Below are 16,459 nucleotides of genomic sequence, written 5' to 3'. Positions count from 1 at the left end.
GGCCAGAGCGCGCGGTCGACGCGCGTCCGAGGCGGCGGTCAGCGAATGGGGCGGAGCTTGGGCGACGCCATGATCGCCACGAAGTGGCCCGCGAGGACGAAGGGCGTGATGGCCACGAGTGCGATGAGGGTCCACCACAGCACAGGCGCGCCCACCACGGTCTGCACGAGCGCGGCGATGAGGATGAGGTGCGTCATCTCGACCGAGTGATACACGCGGTGCAGCGGCACCAGATTGAAGGCCTTGCGAGCGAGCCTGAGAAGCGGGCGTCCGATCTCGCGAGCCTCGTGGGAGTCCGGAACGTTCGGCATGCCCACGGCCCCGCGAGCGACGTGAACCGCGTCATTGAGGAGCTTGTTCATCAGCACCATCGAACCGAGCAGGGCGCCGAGTGCGAGGGGCAGCACGTCACCCATCGAGATCGCCACGGAGGCTCCGAGCGTGATCGGAATCAGGCCCTCGGTCGTGTAATGCGCAATCTTGTCGAGGAACACGCCGCGTGGACCGGAGGTGCCTCGCACGCGCGCGACCTCGCCGTCGGAGGCGTCGACGAGCATCTGCGACTGGGCGAACACCGCCGCGAGGAGCGGTCCGGCAATCGACGGGATGAGCAACGACAGCGCAGCCATCCAGCCGGTGAGGATCACGCCCACCGTGACGGCATCGGCGCTCAGGCCCGCGGCAAGGAACCGCTGGGTGAGTCGCGGCGAGACCTTGCGCCAGTACAGCGAGGCACTCCAGTGCTCGGCCGTTGCGCGGCCGCGAATAGCGGGGGGCTGACCGACCGCCCGGATCGTGTCGAGCGGCACGTCGATGCGGGCCGGATCCACGACGCGTCGAGGGTGCAGACGGACGGAGCCCTCGCCAAAGAGGTACCCGCTGTCGTGCACCGGAGTGTGGATCGCCATCTGTCGATTTTAGCAGGGGCTTCACGCAAAGTTAAGAAACTCGTCATTCGCTGTTGTTCCCCCTGGTTGTGCGCGAGTTGCCGGACGCCGGATCCAGGGCCAGCAGCGCTGACCACGACACGGCGCGCATTACGCTGGCGACTATGAGCCTGCCCGCACCCCCCGGATCGCGCCGCGCCGCGATGGGCGGTGCCGGTCACGGTCGAGGGACCGCCGGTCGCGACGAGTCGGCGCAGCGCGCCGCGAATGCCGATGCCCCCGACATTCCCGACCTGTGGCGCCGCGTGGGCGCCCTCTTCGCCCCCTACCGGCGCCAGCTGGCGCTGACCGCCGCTCTCGTGGTGACCACCGCATCGGCCGGCGTGATCCCGCCCCTCATCGTCGAGCGCATCTTCGACGATGCGCTGTTCCCGCCCGGCGGACCTGACGTGACGCTGCTGATCGAACTGGTGGCGCTCGTGATCGCCATCTTCTTGGCCGTCGCAGTGCTGGGCGTGTGGCAGACGTACGTGACCGCGTCGGTCGGCAACAGGGTCACCGGCGACCTGCGCATGCGACTGTTCGACAAACTGCAGTCGATGGACCTCGCCTTCTTCACGCGCACCAAGACCGGCGTGATCCAGTCGCGGCTCCAGAATGACGTGGGCGGCGTGTCCGGGGTGCTCACCACGTTCATCTCGAGCATCGTCGGCAACTCCGTCACCGTGCTCGCGTCGCTGGTCGCCATGATTCTGCTGGACTGGCGCCTCACCCTGATCGCGGTGGTGCTCATGCCCGCGCTCGTCGTGGTGCAACGGCGGGTGGGCCAGGTGCGCGCGCGACTCGCGTCGAGCACTCAGGAGTCGCTGTCCGAGATGACCGCCATCACCCAGGAGACGCTGTCGGTCAGCGGCATCCTGCTCTCCAAGGTCTACAACCGGCAGCGGCTCGAATCCGAGCGCTACGGTGCGGAGAACCAGAACCAGATCGGTCTGCAGGTGCGACTGTCGATGTCCGGGCAGTGGTTCTTCGGCGTCGTGACAGTGATCATGAGCTCCGTGCCCGCGGTCATCTACCTGGCGTCCGGGATTCTCATCGCGCGCGCCAATGGCCAGGGCGTCGAGCCCGCCATCACCGCCGGCACCGTGGTCGCGTTCACCGCCATCCAGGCGCGCCTGCTGTTCCCACTGATGGCGCTCATGCGCGTCGCCCTCGAGGTGCAGACCTCGCGCGCACTCTTCGCCCGCATCTTCGAGTACCTGGACCTGACGCCGGCGATCGTGGATGCGCCCGATGCGCGGGACGCCGCCGAGGCGCCGGGCCCGGTGGGCAGGATCGAGTTCCGCGACGTCACGTTCCGCTACCCCGACGGGGCGGCCGATGCCGTCCCCACCTTGGATGGCGTGTCGTTCGTGGCGGAGCCGGGCCAGACCGTGGCCTTCGTAGGTCCCTCGGGAGCGGGCAAGACCACGGTGGTGTACTTGGCGGCACGGCTCCACGAGGCGAGCTCGGGGGCGGTGCTGTTCTCGGGAGCGGACGTGCGCGAGCTCACCCACGAGTCGATCGTGGACAAGATCGGTGTGGTCAGCCAGGAGACATACCTGTTCCACGCGACCATCGCGGAGAACCTGCGCTACGCGAAGCCGGACGCCACCGACGACGAGCTCATCGAGGCGTGCAGCGACGCCAACATCCACGACCAGATCCAGCGGTTCGAGCACGGCTACGACACGGTCGTGGGGGAGCGGGGATACCGGCTGTCCGGCGGCGAGAAGCAGCGCATCGCAATCGCGCGCGTGCTCCTCAAGGACCCGCCGGTGCTGCTCCTCGACGAGGCGACCAGCGCGTTGGACACCGTGAGCGAGCGCATCGTCCAGGTCGCCCTCGACCGTGCCGCAGAAGGGCGCACCACCCTGGTGGTCGCGCATCGGCTGTCCACCATCGCCGACGCGGACGTCATCCACGTGGTCGACGGCGGGCGCATCGTCGAGTCCGGCACCGCGGCCGAACTCACCACTGCGGGCGGTCTGTTCGCGCGTCTCGCGGCCGAACAGCGCGACTGAACCCGCGCATCGGCCGTCCGTCGTCGTCACGAACGCCACAGACGCGAACGGCGGGACCGGGCCCGTAGGCCCGATCCCGCCGTCCGTCTAGAACTGTTGGGTCGACTAGTTGCCGCAGCCGCAGCTGCCGCCGCAGCATCCGCCGGTGTTCTCGGCGGCGGGCGTCTCAGCGCCCTTGTCGATCAGGTCGATGCTCTGCTTCTCAGCCATGCGTGCCTCCTAGAGGTGGGCGACAGCCCCACAGCGGGGCCTGCATCCAGGGTAACCCCGGAGTGGCTACCAGATGCTCACGCGCGCCTCGGGGGCGAGCCACAGCTCGTCCTCCTCGGTGACCTCGAAGGCCTCGTACCACGCGCCCACGTTGCGGACGATGCCGTTGACGCGGAACTCGCTGGGCGAGTGGGGGTCCATCGCCAGGCGCGTGACGAGCGCCTCGTCTCGCGTGACCATGCGCTCGGTGAGGGCGTACCCGATGAAGAAGCGCTGGGTCGCGGTGAGCCCGTCGACGTCAGGGGCGTCGGCGATGGGGTGGCCGAGCGAGATCTCGTAGGCCTTGAGCGCGATCTCGACTCCCGCCAGGTCGCCGATGTTCTCGCCGACGGTGAGCGCGCCGTTGACCACGTGCTCGTCGCTCAGCTGCTGGGGCGAGTAGCCGCTGTACTGCTCGATGAGGCGGTTGGCGCGCTCCATGAAGGCGGCGCGGTCGGCCTCGGTCCACCAGTCCTCGAGCTTGCCGCGGCCGTCGTACTTGGAGCCCTGGTCGTCGAAGCCGTGGCCGATCTCGTGGCCGATCACGGAGCCGATGCCTCCGTAGTTGACCGCGTCGTCGGCCTCCGGGTGGAAGAACGGCGGCTGCAGGATCGCGGCAGGGAAGGCGATCTCGTTGGCAAGCGGCAGGTAGTACGCGTTGACCGTCTGCGGCGTCATCAGCCACTCGGAGCGGTCCACCGGCTTGCCGATCTTGGACCACTCCCAGTCCTCGTCGAACGTCGAGGAGGAGCGCATGTTGCCCACGAGGTCATGCGGCGACACCTCGAGGTCGGTGAAGTCGCGCCACTTCTCGGGGTAGCCGATCTTGGGCGTGAACTGCGCGAGCTTGTCGAGCGCGCGCTGCTTGGTCGACGGCGTCATCCAGTCCAGCTGGGTGATGGACTGCCGGTACGCCTCGATGAGGTTCGCGACCAGGCGATCCATGTGCTCCTTGTGGGTGGGCGGGAAGTGCGCCTTCACGTACTCCTGGCCCACCAGCTCGCCGGCCACGGCCTCCACGAAGCCCACGCCGCGCTTCCAGCGCTCGCGCTGCTGCGTGGCTCCGGACAGGACGGTGCCGTAGAACGAGAAGTTCGCCTGGGAGATCTCCTCCGTGAGGTACGGCGCGCGAGAGTTCACCACGCGCCAGCGCAGGTACGCCTGCCAGTCCGCGACGTCCGTCTCGGCCCACAGCTGCGCGAACGCCTCGAAGAAGCTCGGCTCGCTGGCGATCAGCAGGTCGTGCGCGGCCTCGGGAAGGTGGATCGCGTCGGCCCATGCCCGCCAGTCGAAGCCGGGCGCCTCCGCGACGAGCCGGTCGAGCGTGGTCGGGTTGTGCGTGAGCTCCGCCTCGCGGGTCTTGACGTTGTCCCAGTGGTGGCTCGCGAGCGCCGTCTCGAGCGCCATGACGCCCTGCCCGGTGAAGCCCACGCCGGTCAGTTCCGCCATGCGGTCGATGTGCGCGACATACTTCTCGCGGGTGTCCGCGTGAGCGTCTTCGCGGTAGTACGCCTCATCGGGAAGGCCGAGCCCGTACTGCGACAGGTAGACCACGTTGGTGTCCGGGTCGTTCTTGTCCGCGAACACGTAGTAGCCGACGGCGCCGGCCACTCCGGTGCGCTGCAGCGCACCCATGGTGACGGCGAGCGCGGTGCGGTCCTGCGCATCGGCGATTGCCACGAAGTCCTCTTCGAGCGGCGTGGTGCCCAAGGCATTGACGCGCTCGACGTCCATGAAGCTCGCGTACAGCCCGCCGATCTGCGACTCGGGCTCTGCGGCCTCGATGATCGCGCGGGTGTGCTTCTCCGCCTCGTCGCGCAGCGTGTAGAAGCTGCCGTCGGCGGCGCGGTCGTCCGGGATGACGTGCGACTCCGCCCAGGGGCCGCTCACGTAGCGGAAGAAGTCGTCCTGCGGACGCACGGTGGGGGAGAACTCGGACTGGTCGATGCCGGAATGAAGTGCCATGTCCTCACCCTATGGGGGGCCGATGCGCGGGCTGGGACGGTTTCGCTGTCGGCGAGGTCGCGCCGAGGCGCGTGCGGGACGCCGTCGGGGCCGCGAAGCGCGCGCCTGCGGACGAGCCTGGCAGGATGGACCCATGCGCATCCACATCGCTGCCGATCACGCCGGATTCGAGCTCAAGGAGCACCTCAAGGCCCACTTCGTGGCCGCGGGCCACGACGTCGTGGACCACGGTGCCGAGCAGTACGACGCTCAGGACGACTACCCGTCGTTCTGCATCTCTGCCGCTGAGGCCGTGCGTGATGAGCCCGGAGCGCTCGGCATCGTGATCGGTGGCTCCGGCAACGGTGAGCAGCTCGCCGCCAACCGAGTGGCGGGCATCCGCGCCGCGCTCATCTGGTCAGAGGAGATCGCCCGGCTCGCCCGCCAGCACAACGACGCGCAGGTGGGGTCCATCGGCGGCCGCATGCACTCGCTGGAGGACGCCACCGCGATCGCGGACGCCTTCGTGGCCGAGCCCTTCAGCGGAGACGCGCGTCACCAGCGCCGCATCGATGCGATGACGGCGTACGAGCGGCAGCGCTAGGCCTCACCCGGCCGCGCGTCCTAGAGGGACATGAGTGCAGGATTCACGCCGGATCCCGCACTCACGTCCCTCTAGCGCGCAGTGATGGGTTGAGGCTAGAAGTCCCAGTTCGCCAGCGGGGCGATGGGCGACATCATCGCCACCGCGAGCTCGCGCGCCTGGCCCGGGGTGTGCTCGCGCACCTGGCCGGCCGCGGCGAGCGACTCGACGCTGGTGCCGCCCAGATACACGGTGGACAGGTGGCGCACGTCCATGGTCAGGTCCGGCTCGGCGCTCTCGGCCCTCGTGACGCTGGCCTCGCCGTCGCGGACGAGGATGCGCCAGGTGCCGGCGTTGTCGGGGACGTGCTTGTCGGTGAGGCCGACGGTCACATCGCAGTCGTGGAAGTACTCGCGGGACTGGAGGGCTGTCGGCACGTCCAGCAGGCGCACCCACAGGTTGTCGATGACCTTGGAGCGTGCGCCGCGGGCGTCCTTGAGCTGGTGCAGCAAGGGATCGTCGGTTGCGAGGTTCTCGGTGTAGGTGGTCTCGACCAGGTCGAAGTCGGTGAGGGTCTCCCACAGCCGCTGGGAGGCGGCAGGGGTCAGCGCGCCGTGCTCTCGGACCTGGCAGATGCCGTCGTGGATGCCGATGTCCGAATCGGCCTTGCGGCGGAAGAATGCGTAGGCCACGGGCTCGCCTCGGTCTTCGACGATGGCGATGCGCCACTTCTCCATGCCCTTGCGGTTGCCCAGCGGGTCAGTGAACCGCGCGTTGCGACCGGAGCCTTCTGGGTTGAGGATCGTGCCGGGCCGGGTGAGCTTCGCCTGCAGGTCCGCGACCAACTGGTCGTGGGCTTCGAAGCTTGCTCGCTCGAGACGCACGGTGAGCTCGTCCGCGCCCTCGACCTTCCACATGCGAGGGCCGCGGGGGATCGACGCCTTCACGGTCTGTGCGCCCATCCCGTAGCCGAAGCGGGCGTAGATCTCCGCCTCCATCGCGTACAGCGTGCTCACGGCCTCGCCGCGCTCGAGGCACCGGCGGAAGTGGTCGTGCATCATCTCGGTCATCAGGCCCCGGCGGCGGTGCGACGGGTGGACACCCAGCCAGGACAGTCCTGCCGCGCTGACGCGACGGCCTCCCGGCGTGATCATCTCGGTCCCGAAGCTCGCGTGAACTGCAGCGATCTCTCCGACGGCGCCGCGGCGCTCGTCGGTGACCTCGAGGCCGCGTGCCCGCTCCACGGGCAGAGCGTCGATGTAGTCCTGCCGGTCTTCGATGAGCCACTCGCCCACGAAGGCCCACTGGACCACCTGGAAGAACTCGTCGAGTCGCGCCTCGGGGACGGTGATGGACTGGTAACCCTCTGCCTTCTTCATGCCCCTAGGGTTCCAGGTTTCCGCCCGGTCCCCAAACCCTGGCGGCCACCCCACGCCTGAGAACGTTGCGGAGGGCGGGGCGCCGGGTCTCTAGAAGCCGAAGTTCGCGACGGGCTTGATGTCCGACGCCATCGCCCGGGAGAGCTCGCCTGCGGCGCCGGGAGTGCGCTCGTCGACGAGCCCCGCGCGCAGCAGCTCGGTGATGGTGGTGCCGCCCAGGTACGCAGCCCCCAGCTCCTGAATGTCGATCCGGAGGTCAGCGGAGGCGGGATCTGCGCCATCGTCTCTCGTGACGCGCGCCTCGCCGTGGACCACGTGGACCCTCCAGACGCCCGCGTTGAGGGGCAGGAACGCATCCTCGAGGTGGATCGTGACATCGCAATCGGCTGCGTAGCCGCGCGCCTGCAGTGCCTCTGCGACGTCGAGGATGCGCACCCACAGATTGTCGGCGATGCTGACCTTGGCCGAGCGGATGTCCTTGAGGCGGAGCAGCAGCGGGTCGTCGAGAGCGAACTTGCCGGCGTAGGTGGTCGCCATCAGGTCGAAGTCGACGAGCACTCCCCAGAGGCGCACCGTGGCCGCGGCGTCGAGCGCACCCCAGGCGCGCACTCTGACCTTGCCATCTGGCCCCGAGTCTCCCCAGTCGCCCTTGCGCTGGAAGAGCGCCCACGCGACGGGGTCCGACCCATCGCGCACGACTGCGATCCGCAGCTCTTCGCCGCCCTCGCGGTCGATCTCGAGATCCATGAGCACGTCCGCGAGGGTCTGCGGGGCCAGGGCGGTGACGGTCCCGGGCCGCGTCATGCGCGACTGGATCGACCGGATGGCGTCGCCGTGACGCTCGATCGACGCGGAGTCGATCTCGACAGCGAGGTCATCCGAGCCCTCGAGCGGACGGATGTCGGCGCCGCGCCCCAACTGGACGCGAGCCTCGGTGGCAGCGAGACCATAGCCGAACCGCTGGTAGATCTGGGTCTCAGCGGCGAACAGGGTCGAGATGACCTCGCCTCGCGCGAGTGACCGGGAGAAGTGGTCATGGATCATGGCGCGCAACAACCCGCGGCGCCGATGACCGGGGTGGACGCCCACCCAGCTGAGGCCCGCAGTGGGGACTTCGCGGCCGCCAGGCACGCAGGTCTTGAACTCGAACGACGCGTGGACCGCGGCGAGCGTGCCGACGCGTCCGCGCAGAGGATCGACCACCTCGATGGCGCGAGTGCGGTCCCACGGGAGGATGTCGTGGATGAACCCGGCGTCCTTCTCGGGGACCGTGAACGCGAACGCGAACGCGTCGACGTGCAGGACCTCGCTCGCGCGGGAATGGTCAACGGAGAGGACGTGATAGCCCTGGGGTGTAGTCACGGATCGATTGTGGCACCGGACGGTGACATCGCGCTCGCGCAGTGCGGTGCTGTGCGCAGGCATTCACCATCCACACGCGCGCGGGGCGGCTACTCGGCGGCTGCCTGCTCCACGGCGTCGCGGAGGCGCTCGTACTCGACCTTGATGCACCGGTCCTGGACGACGTCGAGCCCCGCATCGCGTGCGAGCGCCGCCGACTCTGGGTGCGAGACGCCGAGCTGCATCCACAGCGCGTGCGCCCCCACCGCGATCGCGTCGTCTGCCACCGGGGGCACGTGCTCCGAGCGTCGGAACACGTCGACGATGTCAGGGACGACCGGAAGCTCGGCGAGCGAAGCGTAGAAGCCGTGGCCGCGGATCTCCTGGCCTTCCGCCATCGGGTTGACCAGGTAGACCTCGAAGGGCGTGCGGGTCATCAGCCACGCCGCGATCGAGTAGCTGGTGCGGTGGTCGTTCGGTGACGCGCCCACGACGGCGACGGTGCGCGCGCCGGCGAGCATGTCCACCAGTGCGTCGTCGTCGAGTGCGTGCGTGGAGTCCGCAGATCCAGGCGTGGGGCAGGCCTCGCCTGACGGCTGTCCGGGCAGCTTGATGCTCATACTTCCGGAACGTACCGCCATGCCGGACATTCCCGAAATCGGGGTGGGAATGGCCCACGGCGGCGGCTCGTTACCTGGGTGTCCGACCCAGAAGGAACAGACGTGAAGGAGAAACCCATGGCGACCAAGTCAAGCCCCGACATCGGCATCAAGGAAGAGGACCTCAAGTCCATCAACGCGGGACTCGGACAGGCGCTGGCGGACACGTTCACCCTCTACCTGAAGACCCAGGGCTACCACTGGAACGTGACGGGCCCCCACTTCCGCTCGCTGCACCTGATGCTCGAGGAGCAGTACAACGCGCTCTTCCTCGCCGCGGACGACCTCGCTGAGCGCATGCGTGCCCTCGGTGTCGAGGCACCCGGTTCGATGGCGGAGATGCTCGAGCTCACGACTCTCAAGGATCACGAGCCCGCTTCGGACGCGATGACGATGGTGAAGAACCTGCAGCGCGACCACGAGGCCGTCGCCGCGGCGATCCGGCCCCTGTCAGAGGCGGCGGACGAGGCCGGCGACGGCGCGACGGCGGATCTCTACAACGGCCGCCTCGACTTCCACGAGGAGACGGCCTGGATGCTTCGGGCCTTCGCCTCCTGACCGCGCCAGCCGCGAGCTGTCCAGGCGCCTCGTCGAGATGGCGATGCTGACGTGACAGGTCGCGGGCCACGGCACTGAGAATGTCCCCTCCCGGGACGAGTCCCCGACCCCCCTCGGGACTCACGGGCCCTCGCCGCAAGGCGGGGGCCCGTTCTCGTGTCCGGACATGACAACGGGCCCCCCGCCATATGCGAGGGGCCCGTCGTCCGTGGCGCGGCTGAGGGGCACGCCAGGTCTATGTTGTCTGAAACTGTTGTCAGGCTAGCGCCTTCCTGCGGCCGACAACAGAGGCGCGCACAGAAATCTTCGCCTCTAGATGTAATACATCGCCGGTTCGTGCTGCTCGTGAGGCGAGAGAACGCCTTCCGGCATGGCATCGGGGTCCGGGTGGCGGTACGAGTCACCGGCGTCGACCGACGACGCCGCCGTGCCTGCCTCGCGCGAACTCGGGTGCTCGCGGATCTTCGCCGGGATGCCCACCGCAGTTGCGCCATCGGGGACATCCTTGACCAGCACGGCATTCGCGCCGATGCGCGCGTCGCAGCCGATGTGCACGGGGCCGAGAACCTTCGCGCCCGCCCCGATGACCACGCGGTCGCCGACGGTGGGGTGGCGCTTGCCAGGGCTCATGGTGGTGCCGCCGAGCGTCACGCCGTGGAACAGCAGCACGTCGTTGCCCACCACGGCGGTCTCGCCGATGACCACGCCCATGCCGTGGTCGATGAACACGCGACGCCCCAGCGTCGCACCGGGATGAATCTCGATCCCGGTGCGACGGCGGGCGTACTGGGACCACAATCGTCCGTAGGTGCGCAGGCCCTTGTTCCACAGCCAGTGGGCGGCACGGTGGTGCCAGATGGCGTGGACCCCTTGGTAGGACAGCACGATGACGATCCACGAGCGCGCGGCAGGGTCGCGTCTCATGGCGGTGCGGACGTCCTCGAGCGCCAGCGCGAGGAATCCTGTGCGGTCAGACATGCGGGGACGCGCCTCTCGTCGGTGTCGTCAGTCCATCAGGTCGGCGTAGAGCACCGAGGAGAGGTAGCGCTCGCCGAACGACGGGATGATGGTGACGATGGTCTTGCCGGCGTTCTCGGGACGCTTGGCGACCTCGATGGCGGCGTGCAGCGCCGCGCCGGATGAGATGCCCACCAGGAGGCCCTCCTTGCGAGCCGCGGCGCGGGCAGTCGCCACCGACGTCTCGGAGTCGACGTCGATGACCTCGTCGTAGATCTCAGTGTTGAGGATCTCGGGCACGAAGTTCGCGCCGATCCCCTGGATCTTGTGGGGGCCGGGCTCGCCGCCGTTGAGGATGGGGCTCTCGGCCGGCTCCACCGCGATGATCTGGATGCTGGGCTTGCGGGCCTTCAGGACCTCGCCCACACCGGTGATGGTGCCACCGGTGCCGATGCCGGCGACGACGATGTCGACCTCGCCGTCGGTGTCGTTCCAGATCTCCTCCGCCGTGGTGCGGCGGTGGATCTCAGGGTTGGCCTCGTTCGCGAACTGGCGCGCGAGCACCGAACCGGGGCGCTCCTCGGCGATCTTGTTCGCGGCCTCGACGGCGCCCTTCATTCCCTCGGGCCCGGGGGTGAGGATGAGCTCGGCGCCGAAGGCGCGCAGCAGCGCGCGGCGCTCCTTGGACATGGTCTCGGGCATCGCCAGCACCACGTGGTAGCCGCGGGCGGCGCCGACCATGGCCAGCGCGATGCCGGTGTTGCCGGAGGTCGCCTCGACGATGGTGCCGCCAGGCTGGAGGTCGCCCGACTTCTCTGCGGCGTCGACGATGGCGACTCCCAGGCGGTCCTTCACGGAGTTGGCGGGGTTGTAGAACTCGAGCTTGCCGAGCACGGTGGCGCCGGCGCCTTCGGCGAGGGCATTGATCTTGACCAGGGGAGTGTTGCCGATGAGGGCCGTAGCGTCCTCGTAAATCCTTGCCATGAGTGGTCTTCCTTCGGTGATGAGGCCCTGAGAGGGCGTGTCCGGTGAGAACAACAGGAGTGCATCGGGATTCGATACCGGGGCGAGCGCTGGCGTGCATCGAGCCCGCTCGTGGCGGGCGCGCGCTAGCGCTCTACAGACAGCAGCAGCACATGCAGTTGCTGAGGGTCGCGCACATCAGCGGGGCAGGCGAGAACGGCGCGTCGGCGCTGTGCTCGGTGCTCATCTCGCTGACCTTTCTGTGCGGACGTCAGTCAGAGTAGCGCCGATGCGCGCACGGGAGCAAGACGCGCGGGCTTCGCAGGACGGCGAGGCGGGCGGGGGCTAGGGTGAAAACGAGCCGCGCTCGCGGCGAAGGGGCGAAACCATGGCAGTGTCGACAGTGCTCGCGCAGCGCGAGATCAATGCTCAACCGCGCGAGGTGTGGAACGTCATCACGGACATCGACGGCGCCGCCGATGTGCTGTCCGGGGTGATCGCGATCGACCGTCTCGAGGGTCAGGGGTATGAGGTAGGAGTGCGGTGGCGCGAGACGCGGCGCATGTTCGGCAAAGAGGCGTCGGAGGAGATGTGGGTGGCCGCCGTCGACGCGCCCCGGTCGACCACGATCGAGGCTGAGTCGAGCGGCACGCGCTACTCGACCGTCTTCACCTGTGAGCCCCGCGGCCTCGGGACGCTGCTCAGCGTCGCGTTCACCGGGGAGACCGTGAATCCCTCGTTCGGCCAGAGGATGGCGTGGGCGCTGTTCGGCGCGATGGGGCGCAAGGCCTCGGAGAAGGCATTGACGCAGGACCTTGAGGACATCGGCCGAGCAGCGGAGGGTCTCGGTCGTCCCTAGACGCGGCCCCGATTCGGAGCGCCGCGGCGGCAGCGGGCCCGTCCCGCGAGGAGGGTGACATGGAGTGGTTCAGTCTTGACGGCATCCCGTGGCTGGGCGTGCTGCTGGCGTTCGTCGCGACGTTCGCGCTGGGGTTCTTCTGGTACTCGCCCCAAGGCTTCTTCCGACCGTGGCAACGCGCGGTGGGATTCACCGACGAGCAGATGAAGGACGCGAATATGGGCCGCGCGTTCGGCCAGATGGTGGTGGGCAACGCGCTCGGGCTGCTCGTTCTCGCAGTGCTGCTGGTGGCGCTGGGCGTCGACAGCTGGTGGGGCGCGGCCGTGACGGGAGCAGTGCTCGGGTTCGCGTTCCGCGGCGGGGCGCACCTGCTGCACGACGGCTTCGCGATGCGGGGTCCGGTGGCCACCTGGATCGACACGGCGCACGATGCGATGGCGCTCGCGATCTCGGGCCTCATCATCGGGCTGTTCCTCTAGCCCACTCCCCACCTTGGCGCCCCAGAGTGCGCTCAGTGTCGGATCTCGGCCTTCCGCGTCACCTGAAGAACGGTGAGTGTCGGTGCGGTATCGAGGGACTTCGTGGAGCGGGTGACGGGAATCGAACCCGCACCATCAGTTTGGAAGACTGAGGCTCTACCATTGAGCTACACCCGCGAGCCGGGCTGAGCGACGTGCGGTCGCGATCCCGGCGCGTACTAGAGTAGCCGAGCCCGGCCGATGCGGGTACCGCGCACGCTGACAAGCGTGCGCGGACGGGGTGTAGCGCAGCTTGGTAGCGCATCTGCTTTGGGAGCAGAGGGTCGCAGGTTCAAATCCTGTCACCCCGACGGGTGGGATGGCCGACGCAGGCAGCGCGCCCTGATCGCTACGCGCTGACGCGGGCCGCGCGGCCACCCACCGTGACCACGTCGCCCCCCTGGAGCTGGCGCCCCCGGCGGTCGTCGACCTCATCGTTCACGCGCACCGTGCCGGAGCGGATCGCCTCCTTGGCCTCTCCGCCAGAATCGACCAGCCCCGCGAGCTGCAGGAACTGGCCCAGGCGGATGCCGTCGCCTCCGACGGTAACGTCGGGGATCGGATCGGGGGCTGCCATGCCGCCATGCTAGCCCGCGTCCTCGCCCCAGTCCGGTGTGATCAGCGTGCCGTTGCCGCGTGGGTCACGGCAGGCGTGGGCCCATGTGCCTAGTGGGTGTGAGTCGAGCTCCCTTACGATCAAGAGGCGAGCCCTGTACGCTCTGGTCCCGGCGCTGCGGCGCGCCGAAGGGGTGTCACAGTGATGACGGGCAACGCTGCTCCCTCACCCGCGACGGACACGCCGGTCGTCGGCTGGCACGCGTGCACGGCGGATCAGACGCTTGAGGCGTGGCAGACGGATGCAACGATCGGGCTCGATGCGCACGAGGTGCGGCGTCGTCTTGGGGAACACGGTCCCAACGTGCTCCCGGAGGCGCGACGGCGGGGGCCGCTGAGCAGGGCATTGGCGCAACTCAACAACCCCTTGATTCTGGTGCTGATCGTCGCTGGCATGATCACCACTCTGGTGCAGCACCACCTCGACTCCGCCGTGATCGTCGGCGTGGTCGTGATCAACGCGGTCATCGGCTTCGTCCAGGAGGGCAAGGCCGAGAACGCCCTCGACGCCGTGCGAGCGATGCTCGCCAGCCACGCGACCGCGCTGCGCGGCGGGAGCCGTCACCGCATCGAGGCCAGCGAGCTCGTCCCCGGCGACATCGTGCTGCTCGAGGCCGGCGACCGCGTACCGGCGGATCTGCGGCTGCTGCGGGTGCGCAGCCTGCGAATCGAGGAGTCTGCGCTGACGGGGGAGTCAGTGCCGGTCGACAAGGGCGTCGAGTCCGCCGCGACGGACGCGAGCATCGGCGACCGCACCTGCATCGCCTATTCGGGCACCCTGGTCGTCTCCGGACAGGCCCGTGGCGTCGTGGTGGCGACGGGAGCCCGGACTGAGGTGGGGCAGATCGGAGCGCTGGTCAGCGACACCGCGTCGTTGGCGACGCCGCTGCTCAAGCGCCTCGACCAGTTCGCCCGCCAGATCACGGGATTCATCCTCGCCGTCGGCGCGCTTGCGTTCCTCTATGCCCGCTTCCTCGGGGGGTACGCCTACCTCGACGCGTTCCTCGTGGTCGTAGGCCTGAGTGTGGCCGCGATCCCGGAGGGGTTGCCGGCGATCATCACGATCGTGCTGGCGATCGGCACACGCACGATGGCGGGCAAGCGTGCGATCGTGCGCCGGCTCCCGGCCGTCGAGACTCTCGGCTCGGTGACGGTGATCTGCTCGGACAAGACGGGAACGCTCACTCGCAATGAGATGACGGCGGTTCGCGTCCTGCTTCCCGATGGCGACCTGACATGCAGCGGGGTGGGGTACGTTCCCGACGGCGGGTTCTTTGATGCCGACGGTGATGTCCAGCCGTCGACGCACCCCGGCCTGCAGCAACTGGCCACTGCAGCGCTGCTGTGCAACGACGCGGTGCTGCATCGGGGTGACGATGATTCGTGGAGCGTGACCGGCGACCCCACCGAAGGCGCACTGGTGACGCTGGCGCTGAAGGCTGGCCTCGATCAGCACGAGGTGGCAGCCGACTTTCCGCGCGTGGACGAGGTGCCGTTCGAGTCCGAGAACCGGTTCATGGCCACGCTGCACCACGACCACCACGGTCACGCGTTCGTGATGCTCAAGGGCGCGCCGGAGCGGGTGCTGGACGTGTGCGGGATGGCGGACGATGAGGAGTGGCAGGGCCGTGTCCGCTTCGCCGCCGCCGAGGGCCAGCGAGTCATCGCGGTGGCCCGGGGAGAGGTGGAGCCGGACACCGACCGGCTCGACCTCGAGGAGTTGCCACACTGTGGGTTGCTCGGCATGGTGGGACTGCTCGATCCACCTCGCGCCGAGGCCGTCGTCGCGGTTGCTGAGTGCCAGGCCGCCGGGATCACCGTGAAGATGGTCACGGGCGACCACGGTGCCACCGCGGCGGCCATCGGGCGGGAGCTCGGACTGCAGGCAGATGCCGTGCTCACGGGCGAAGCCATCGCGGCGATGGACGATGACGAGCTGCAGGCCGCGGCCGTGAGTCACGACGTGATCGCGCGCGCAAGCCCGCACCACAAGATGCGGCTGATGGCCGCCCTTCAGGCACGCGGCAACTGCGTCGCCATGACCGGCGATGGCGTCAACGACGCCCCGGCCCTCAAGGCGGCAGATATCGGCGTGGCGATGGGACACCGCGGCACGGACGCCGCGCGGGAGGCCTCCGACCTGGTGCTGACCGACGACAACTTCGCCACTATCGCGCGTGCGGTCAAGCAAGGGCGCGTGGTGTTCGACAACATCAAGAAGTCCCTGCTGTTCATCCTGCCCACCAACGGCGGTGAGGCAGGCTTGATCCTGGTGGCGCTGCTCTTCGCCAAGACCATGCCCGTCACGGTGGGCCAGATCCTGTGGGTCAACATGGTCACCGCCGTGACCCTGGCTCTCGCGCTGGCCTTCGAGCCGCCCGAACCCGGCGTCATGCGGCAGCCGCCCCGTGCCCCCACGGAGCCGCTGATCACCCGCCCGCTCGGCATCCGGATCGCCTACGTGAGCGTGCTGATGGCTCTCATCACCCTGGTGGGGTTCGAGTGGGAGCTGTCGCGGGGGAGTTCGATCGAGGTGGCGCGAACGACGGCGGTCAACGTGCTCGTGTTCGCCGAGATCCTGTACCTGTTCAACGTCCGGCACTTCACTCGGTCGGCGCTCAACGTCGAGGCGTTCACCGGCAACCGCGTGGCGCTCGCCGTCACCGGTGTGCTCATCGCATTGCAGATGGCGTTCACGTACGCCCCTCCCGTCCAGCGGGTCTTCGCCAGCGAGGCACTCGGGTGGACATCGTGGGCCGTGATCATCGGCCTGGTCATCGCCAAGTTCCTGGCCGTCGCCGCAGAGAAGGCGCTCTGGCGGCGCCGGGGTGTGGGACGCATGTGACGCACGCGCCGAGAGCGACACTCAGCGCCCAATAGGTGG

At 68.8% G+C, this 16,459-nt stretch carries 14 protein-coding genes and 2 tRNA genes; 7 read left to right on the top strand and 9 right to left on the bottom strand.

The genetic code is table 11. The features are described 5' to 3' along the window. Nucleotides 1-38: 38 nt before the first annotated feature. The gene (locus AOP72_RS09230) at nucleotides 39-908 is read right to left on the bottom strand and encodes a CDP-alcohol phosphatidyltransferase family protein (protein ID WP_062135390.1); all 870 of its coding nucleotides are present in this window, start codon (nucleotides 906-908) and stop codon (nucleotides 39-41) included. A 182-nt stretch (nucleotides 909-1,090) separates the two neighbouring features. Between AOP72_RS09230 and AOP72_RS09225 the strand changes: the two genes are divergently transcribed. Continuing rightward, a complete protein-coding gene (locus AOP72_RS09225) occupies nucleotides 1,091-2,950 on the top strand; it encodes an ABC transporter ATP-binding protein (protein ID WP_062135387.1) in 1,860 nt (619 codons plus the stop codon). Between the two features lie 276 nt (nucleotides 2,951-3,226). Here the strand turns inward: AOP72_RS09225 and AOP72_RS09220 are convergent, their stop codons facing one another. Further along, a complete protein-coding gene (locus tag AOP72_RS09220; protein ID WP_062135384.1) occupies nucleotides 3,227-5,164 on the bottom strand; it encodes a M13 family metallopeptidase in 1,938 nt (645 codons plus the stop codon). Nucleotides 5,165-5,297: 133 nt separating this feature from the next. Here AOP72_RS09220 and AOP72_RS09215 point away from each other — a divergent pair, with 133 nt between their 5' ends. Beyond that, nucleotides 5,298-5,747: a ribose-5-phosphate isomerase gene (locus AOP72_RS09215; protein ID WP_062135381.1), complete on the top strand. Its 450-nt coding sequence runs from the start codon at nucleotides 5,298-5,300 to the stop codon at nucleotides 5,745-5,747. A 95-nt stretch (nucleotides 5,748-5,842) separates the two neighbouring features. Here AOP72_RS09215 and AOP72_RS09210 read toward each other — a convergent pair whose 3' ends face one another. The 3 genes from AOP72_RS09210 to AOP72_RS09200 form a co-directional block, all read right to left on the bottom strand. Beyond that, nucleotides 5,843-7,105: a GNAT family N-acetyltransferase gene (locus tag AOP72_RS09210; protein ID WP_062135378.1), complete on the bottom strand. Its 1,263-nt coding sequence runs from the start codon at nucleotides 7,103-7,105 to the stop codon at nucleotides 5,843-5,845. Between the two features lie 90 nt (nucleotides 7,106-7,195). Continuing rightward, entirely contained in the window at nucleotides 7,196-8,467 is a 1,272-nt protein-coding gene (locus tag AOP72_RS09205) for a GNAT family N-acetyltransferase (protein WP_193746400.1), read from the bottom strand. A gap of 89 nt (nucleotides 8,468-8,556) precedes the next feature. Next, the gene (locus AOP72_RS09200; RefSeq protein ID WP_202965655.1) at nucleotides 8,557-9,066 is read right to left on the bottom strand and encodes a CoA-binding protein; all 510 of its coding nucleotides are present in this window, start codon (nucleotides 9,064-9,066) and stop codon (nucleotides 8,557-8,559) included. Between the two features lie 117 nt (nucleotides 9,067-9,183). Here AOP72_RS09200 and AOP72_RS09195 point away from each other — a divergent pair, with 117 nt between their 5' ends. Beyond that, nucleotides 9,184-9,663, top strand: a complete 480-nt coding sequence (locus AOP72_RS09195; protein ID WP_062135372.1) for a Dps family protein — start codon at nucleotides 9,184-9,186, stop codon at nucleotides 9,661-9,663. A 312-nt stretch (nucleotides 9,664-9,975) separates the two neighbouring features. Here the strand turns inward: AOP72_RS09195 and cysE are convergent, their stop codons facing one another. Further along, entirely contained in the window at nucleotides 9,976-10,641 is a 666-nt protein-coding gene (gene cysE, locus AOP72_RS09190; RefSeq protein WP_084631655.1) for a serine O-acetyltransferase, read from the bottom strand. Nucleotides 10,642-10,668: 27 nt separating this feature from the next. After that, nucleotides 10,669-11,604 carry a cysteine synthase A gene (gene cysK / locus AOP72_RS09185; RefSeq protein ID WP_062135369.1) on the bottom strand — a complete coding sequence of 312 codons (936 nt, stop codon included), beginning with the start codon at nucleotides 11,602-11,604 and terminating at the stop codon, nucleotides 10,669-10,671. Nucleotides 11,605-11,971: 367 nt separating this feature from the next. On the opposite strand from cysK, the gene AOP72_RS09175 reads away from it, so the two are divergent. Both AOP72_RS09175 and AOP72_RS09170 read left to right on the top strand, forming a co-directional pair. Beyond that, complete coding sequence (locus AOP72_RS09175) at nucleotides 11,972-12,442, top strand: SRPBCC family protein (RefSeq protein WP_062135363.1); 471 nt, start codon at nucleotides 11,972-11,974, stop codon at nucleotides 12,440-12,442. 59 nt (nucleotides 12,443-12,501) lie between these two features. Further along, nucleotides 12,502-12,921 (top strand): DUF1761 domain-containing protein, encoded by a 420-nt coding sequence (locus AOP72_RS09170; protein ID WP_062135360.1) that lies wholly within the window; start codon nucleotides 12,502-12,504, stop codon nucleotides 12,919-12,921. Between the two features lie 103 nt (nucleotides 12,922-13,024). On the opposite strand, the gene AOP72_RS09165 is transcribed toward AOP72_RS09170, so the two are convergent. Then, nucleotides 13,025-13,098: transfer RNA gene (locus AOP72_RS09165), tRNA-Gly, on the bottom strand. A gap of 99 nt (nucleotides 13,099-13,197) precedes the next feature. Between AOP72_RS09165 and AOP72_RS09160 the strand changes: the two genes are divergently transcribed. Beyond that, nucleotides 13,198-13,271: transfer RNA gene (locus tag AOP72_RS09160), tRNA-Pro, on the top strand. Between the two features lie 38 nt (nucleotides 13,272-13,309). On the opposite strand, the gene AOP72_RS09155 is transcribed toward AOP72_RS09160, so the two are convergent. Further along, the gene (locus AOP72_RS09155; RefSeq protein ID WP_062135358.1) at nucleotides 13,310-13,537 is read right to left on the bottom strand and encodes an RNA-binding S4 domain-containing protein; all 228 of its coding nucleotides are present in this window, start codon (nucleotides 13,535-13,537) and stop codon (nucleotides 13,310-13,312) included. 183 nt (nucleotides 13,538-13,720) lie between these two features. Between AOP72_RS09155 and AOP72_RS09150 the strand changes: the two genes are divergently transcribed. Further along, entirely contained in the window at nucleotides 13,721-16,420 is a 2,700-nt protein-coding gene (locus tag AOP72_RS09150) for a cation-translocating P-type ATPase (protein ID WP_062135355.1), read from the top strand. Nucleotides 16,421-16,459 lie beyond the last annotated feature (39 nt).

Origin of the sequence: Demequina aestuarii, assembly GCF_000975095.1 — a bacterium.
Lineage (GTDB): Bacteria > Actinomycetota > Actinomycetes > Actinomycetales > Demequinaceae > Demequina > Demequina aestuarii.
Note: the sequence above shows the minus strand (reverse complement) of the source record. Positions and strands in the feature narration are given on the sequence as shown.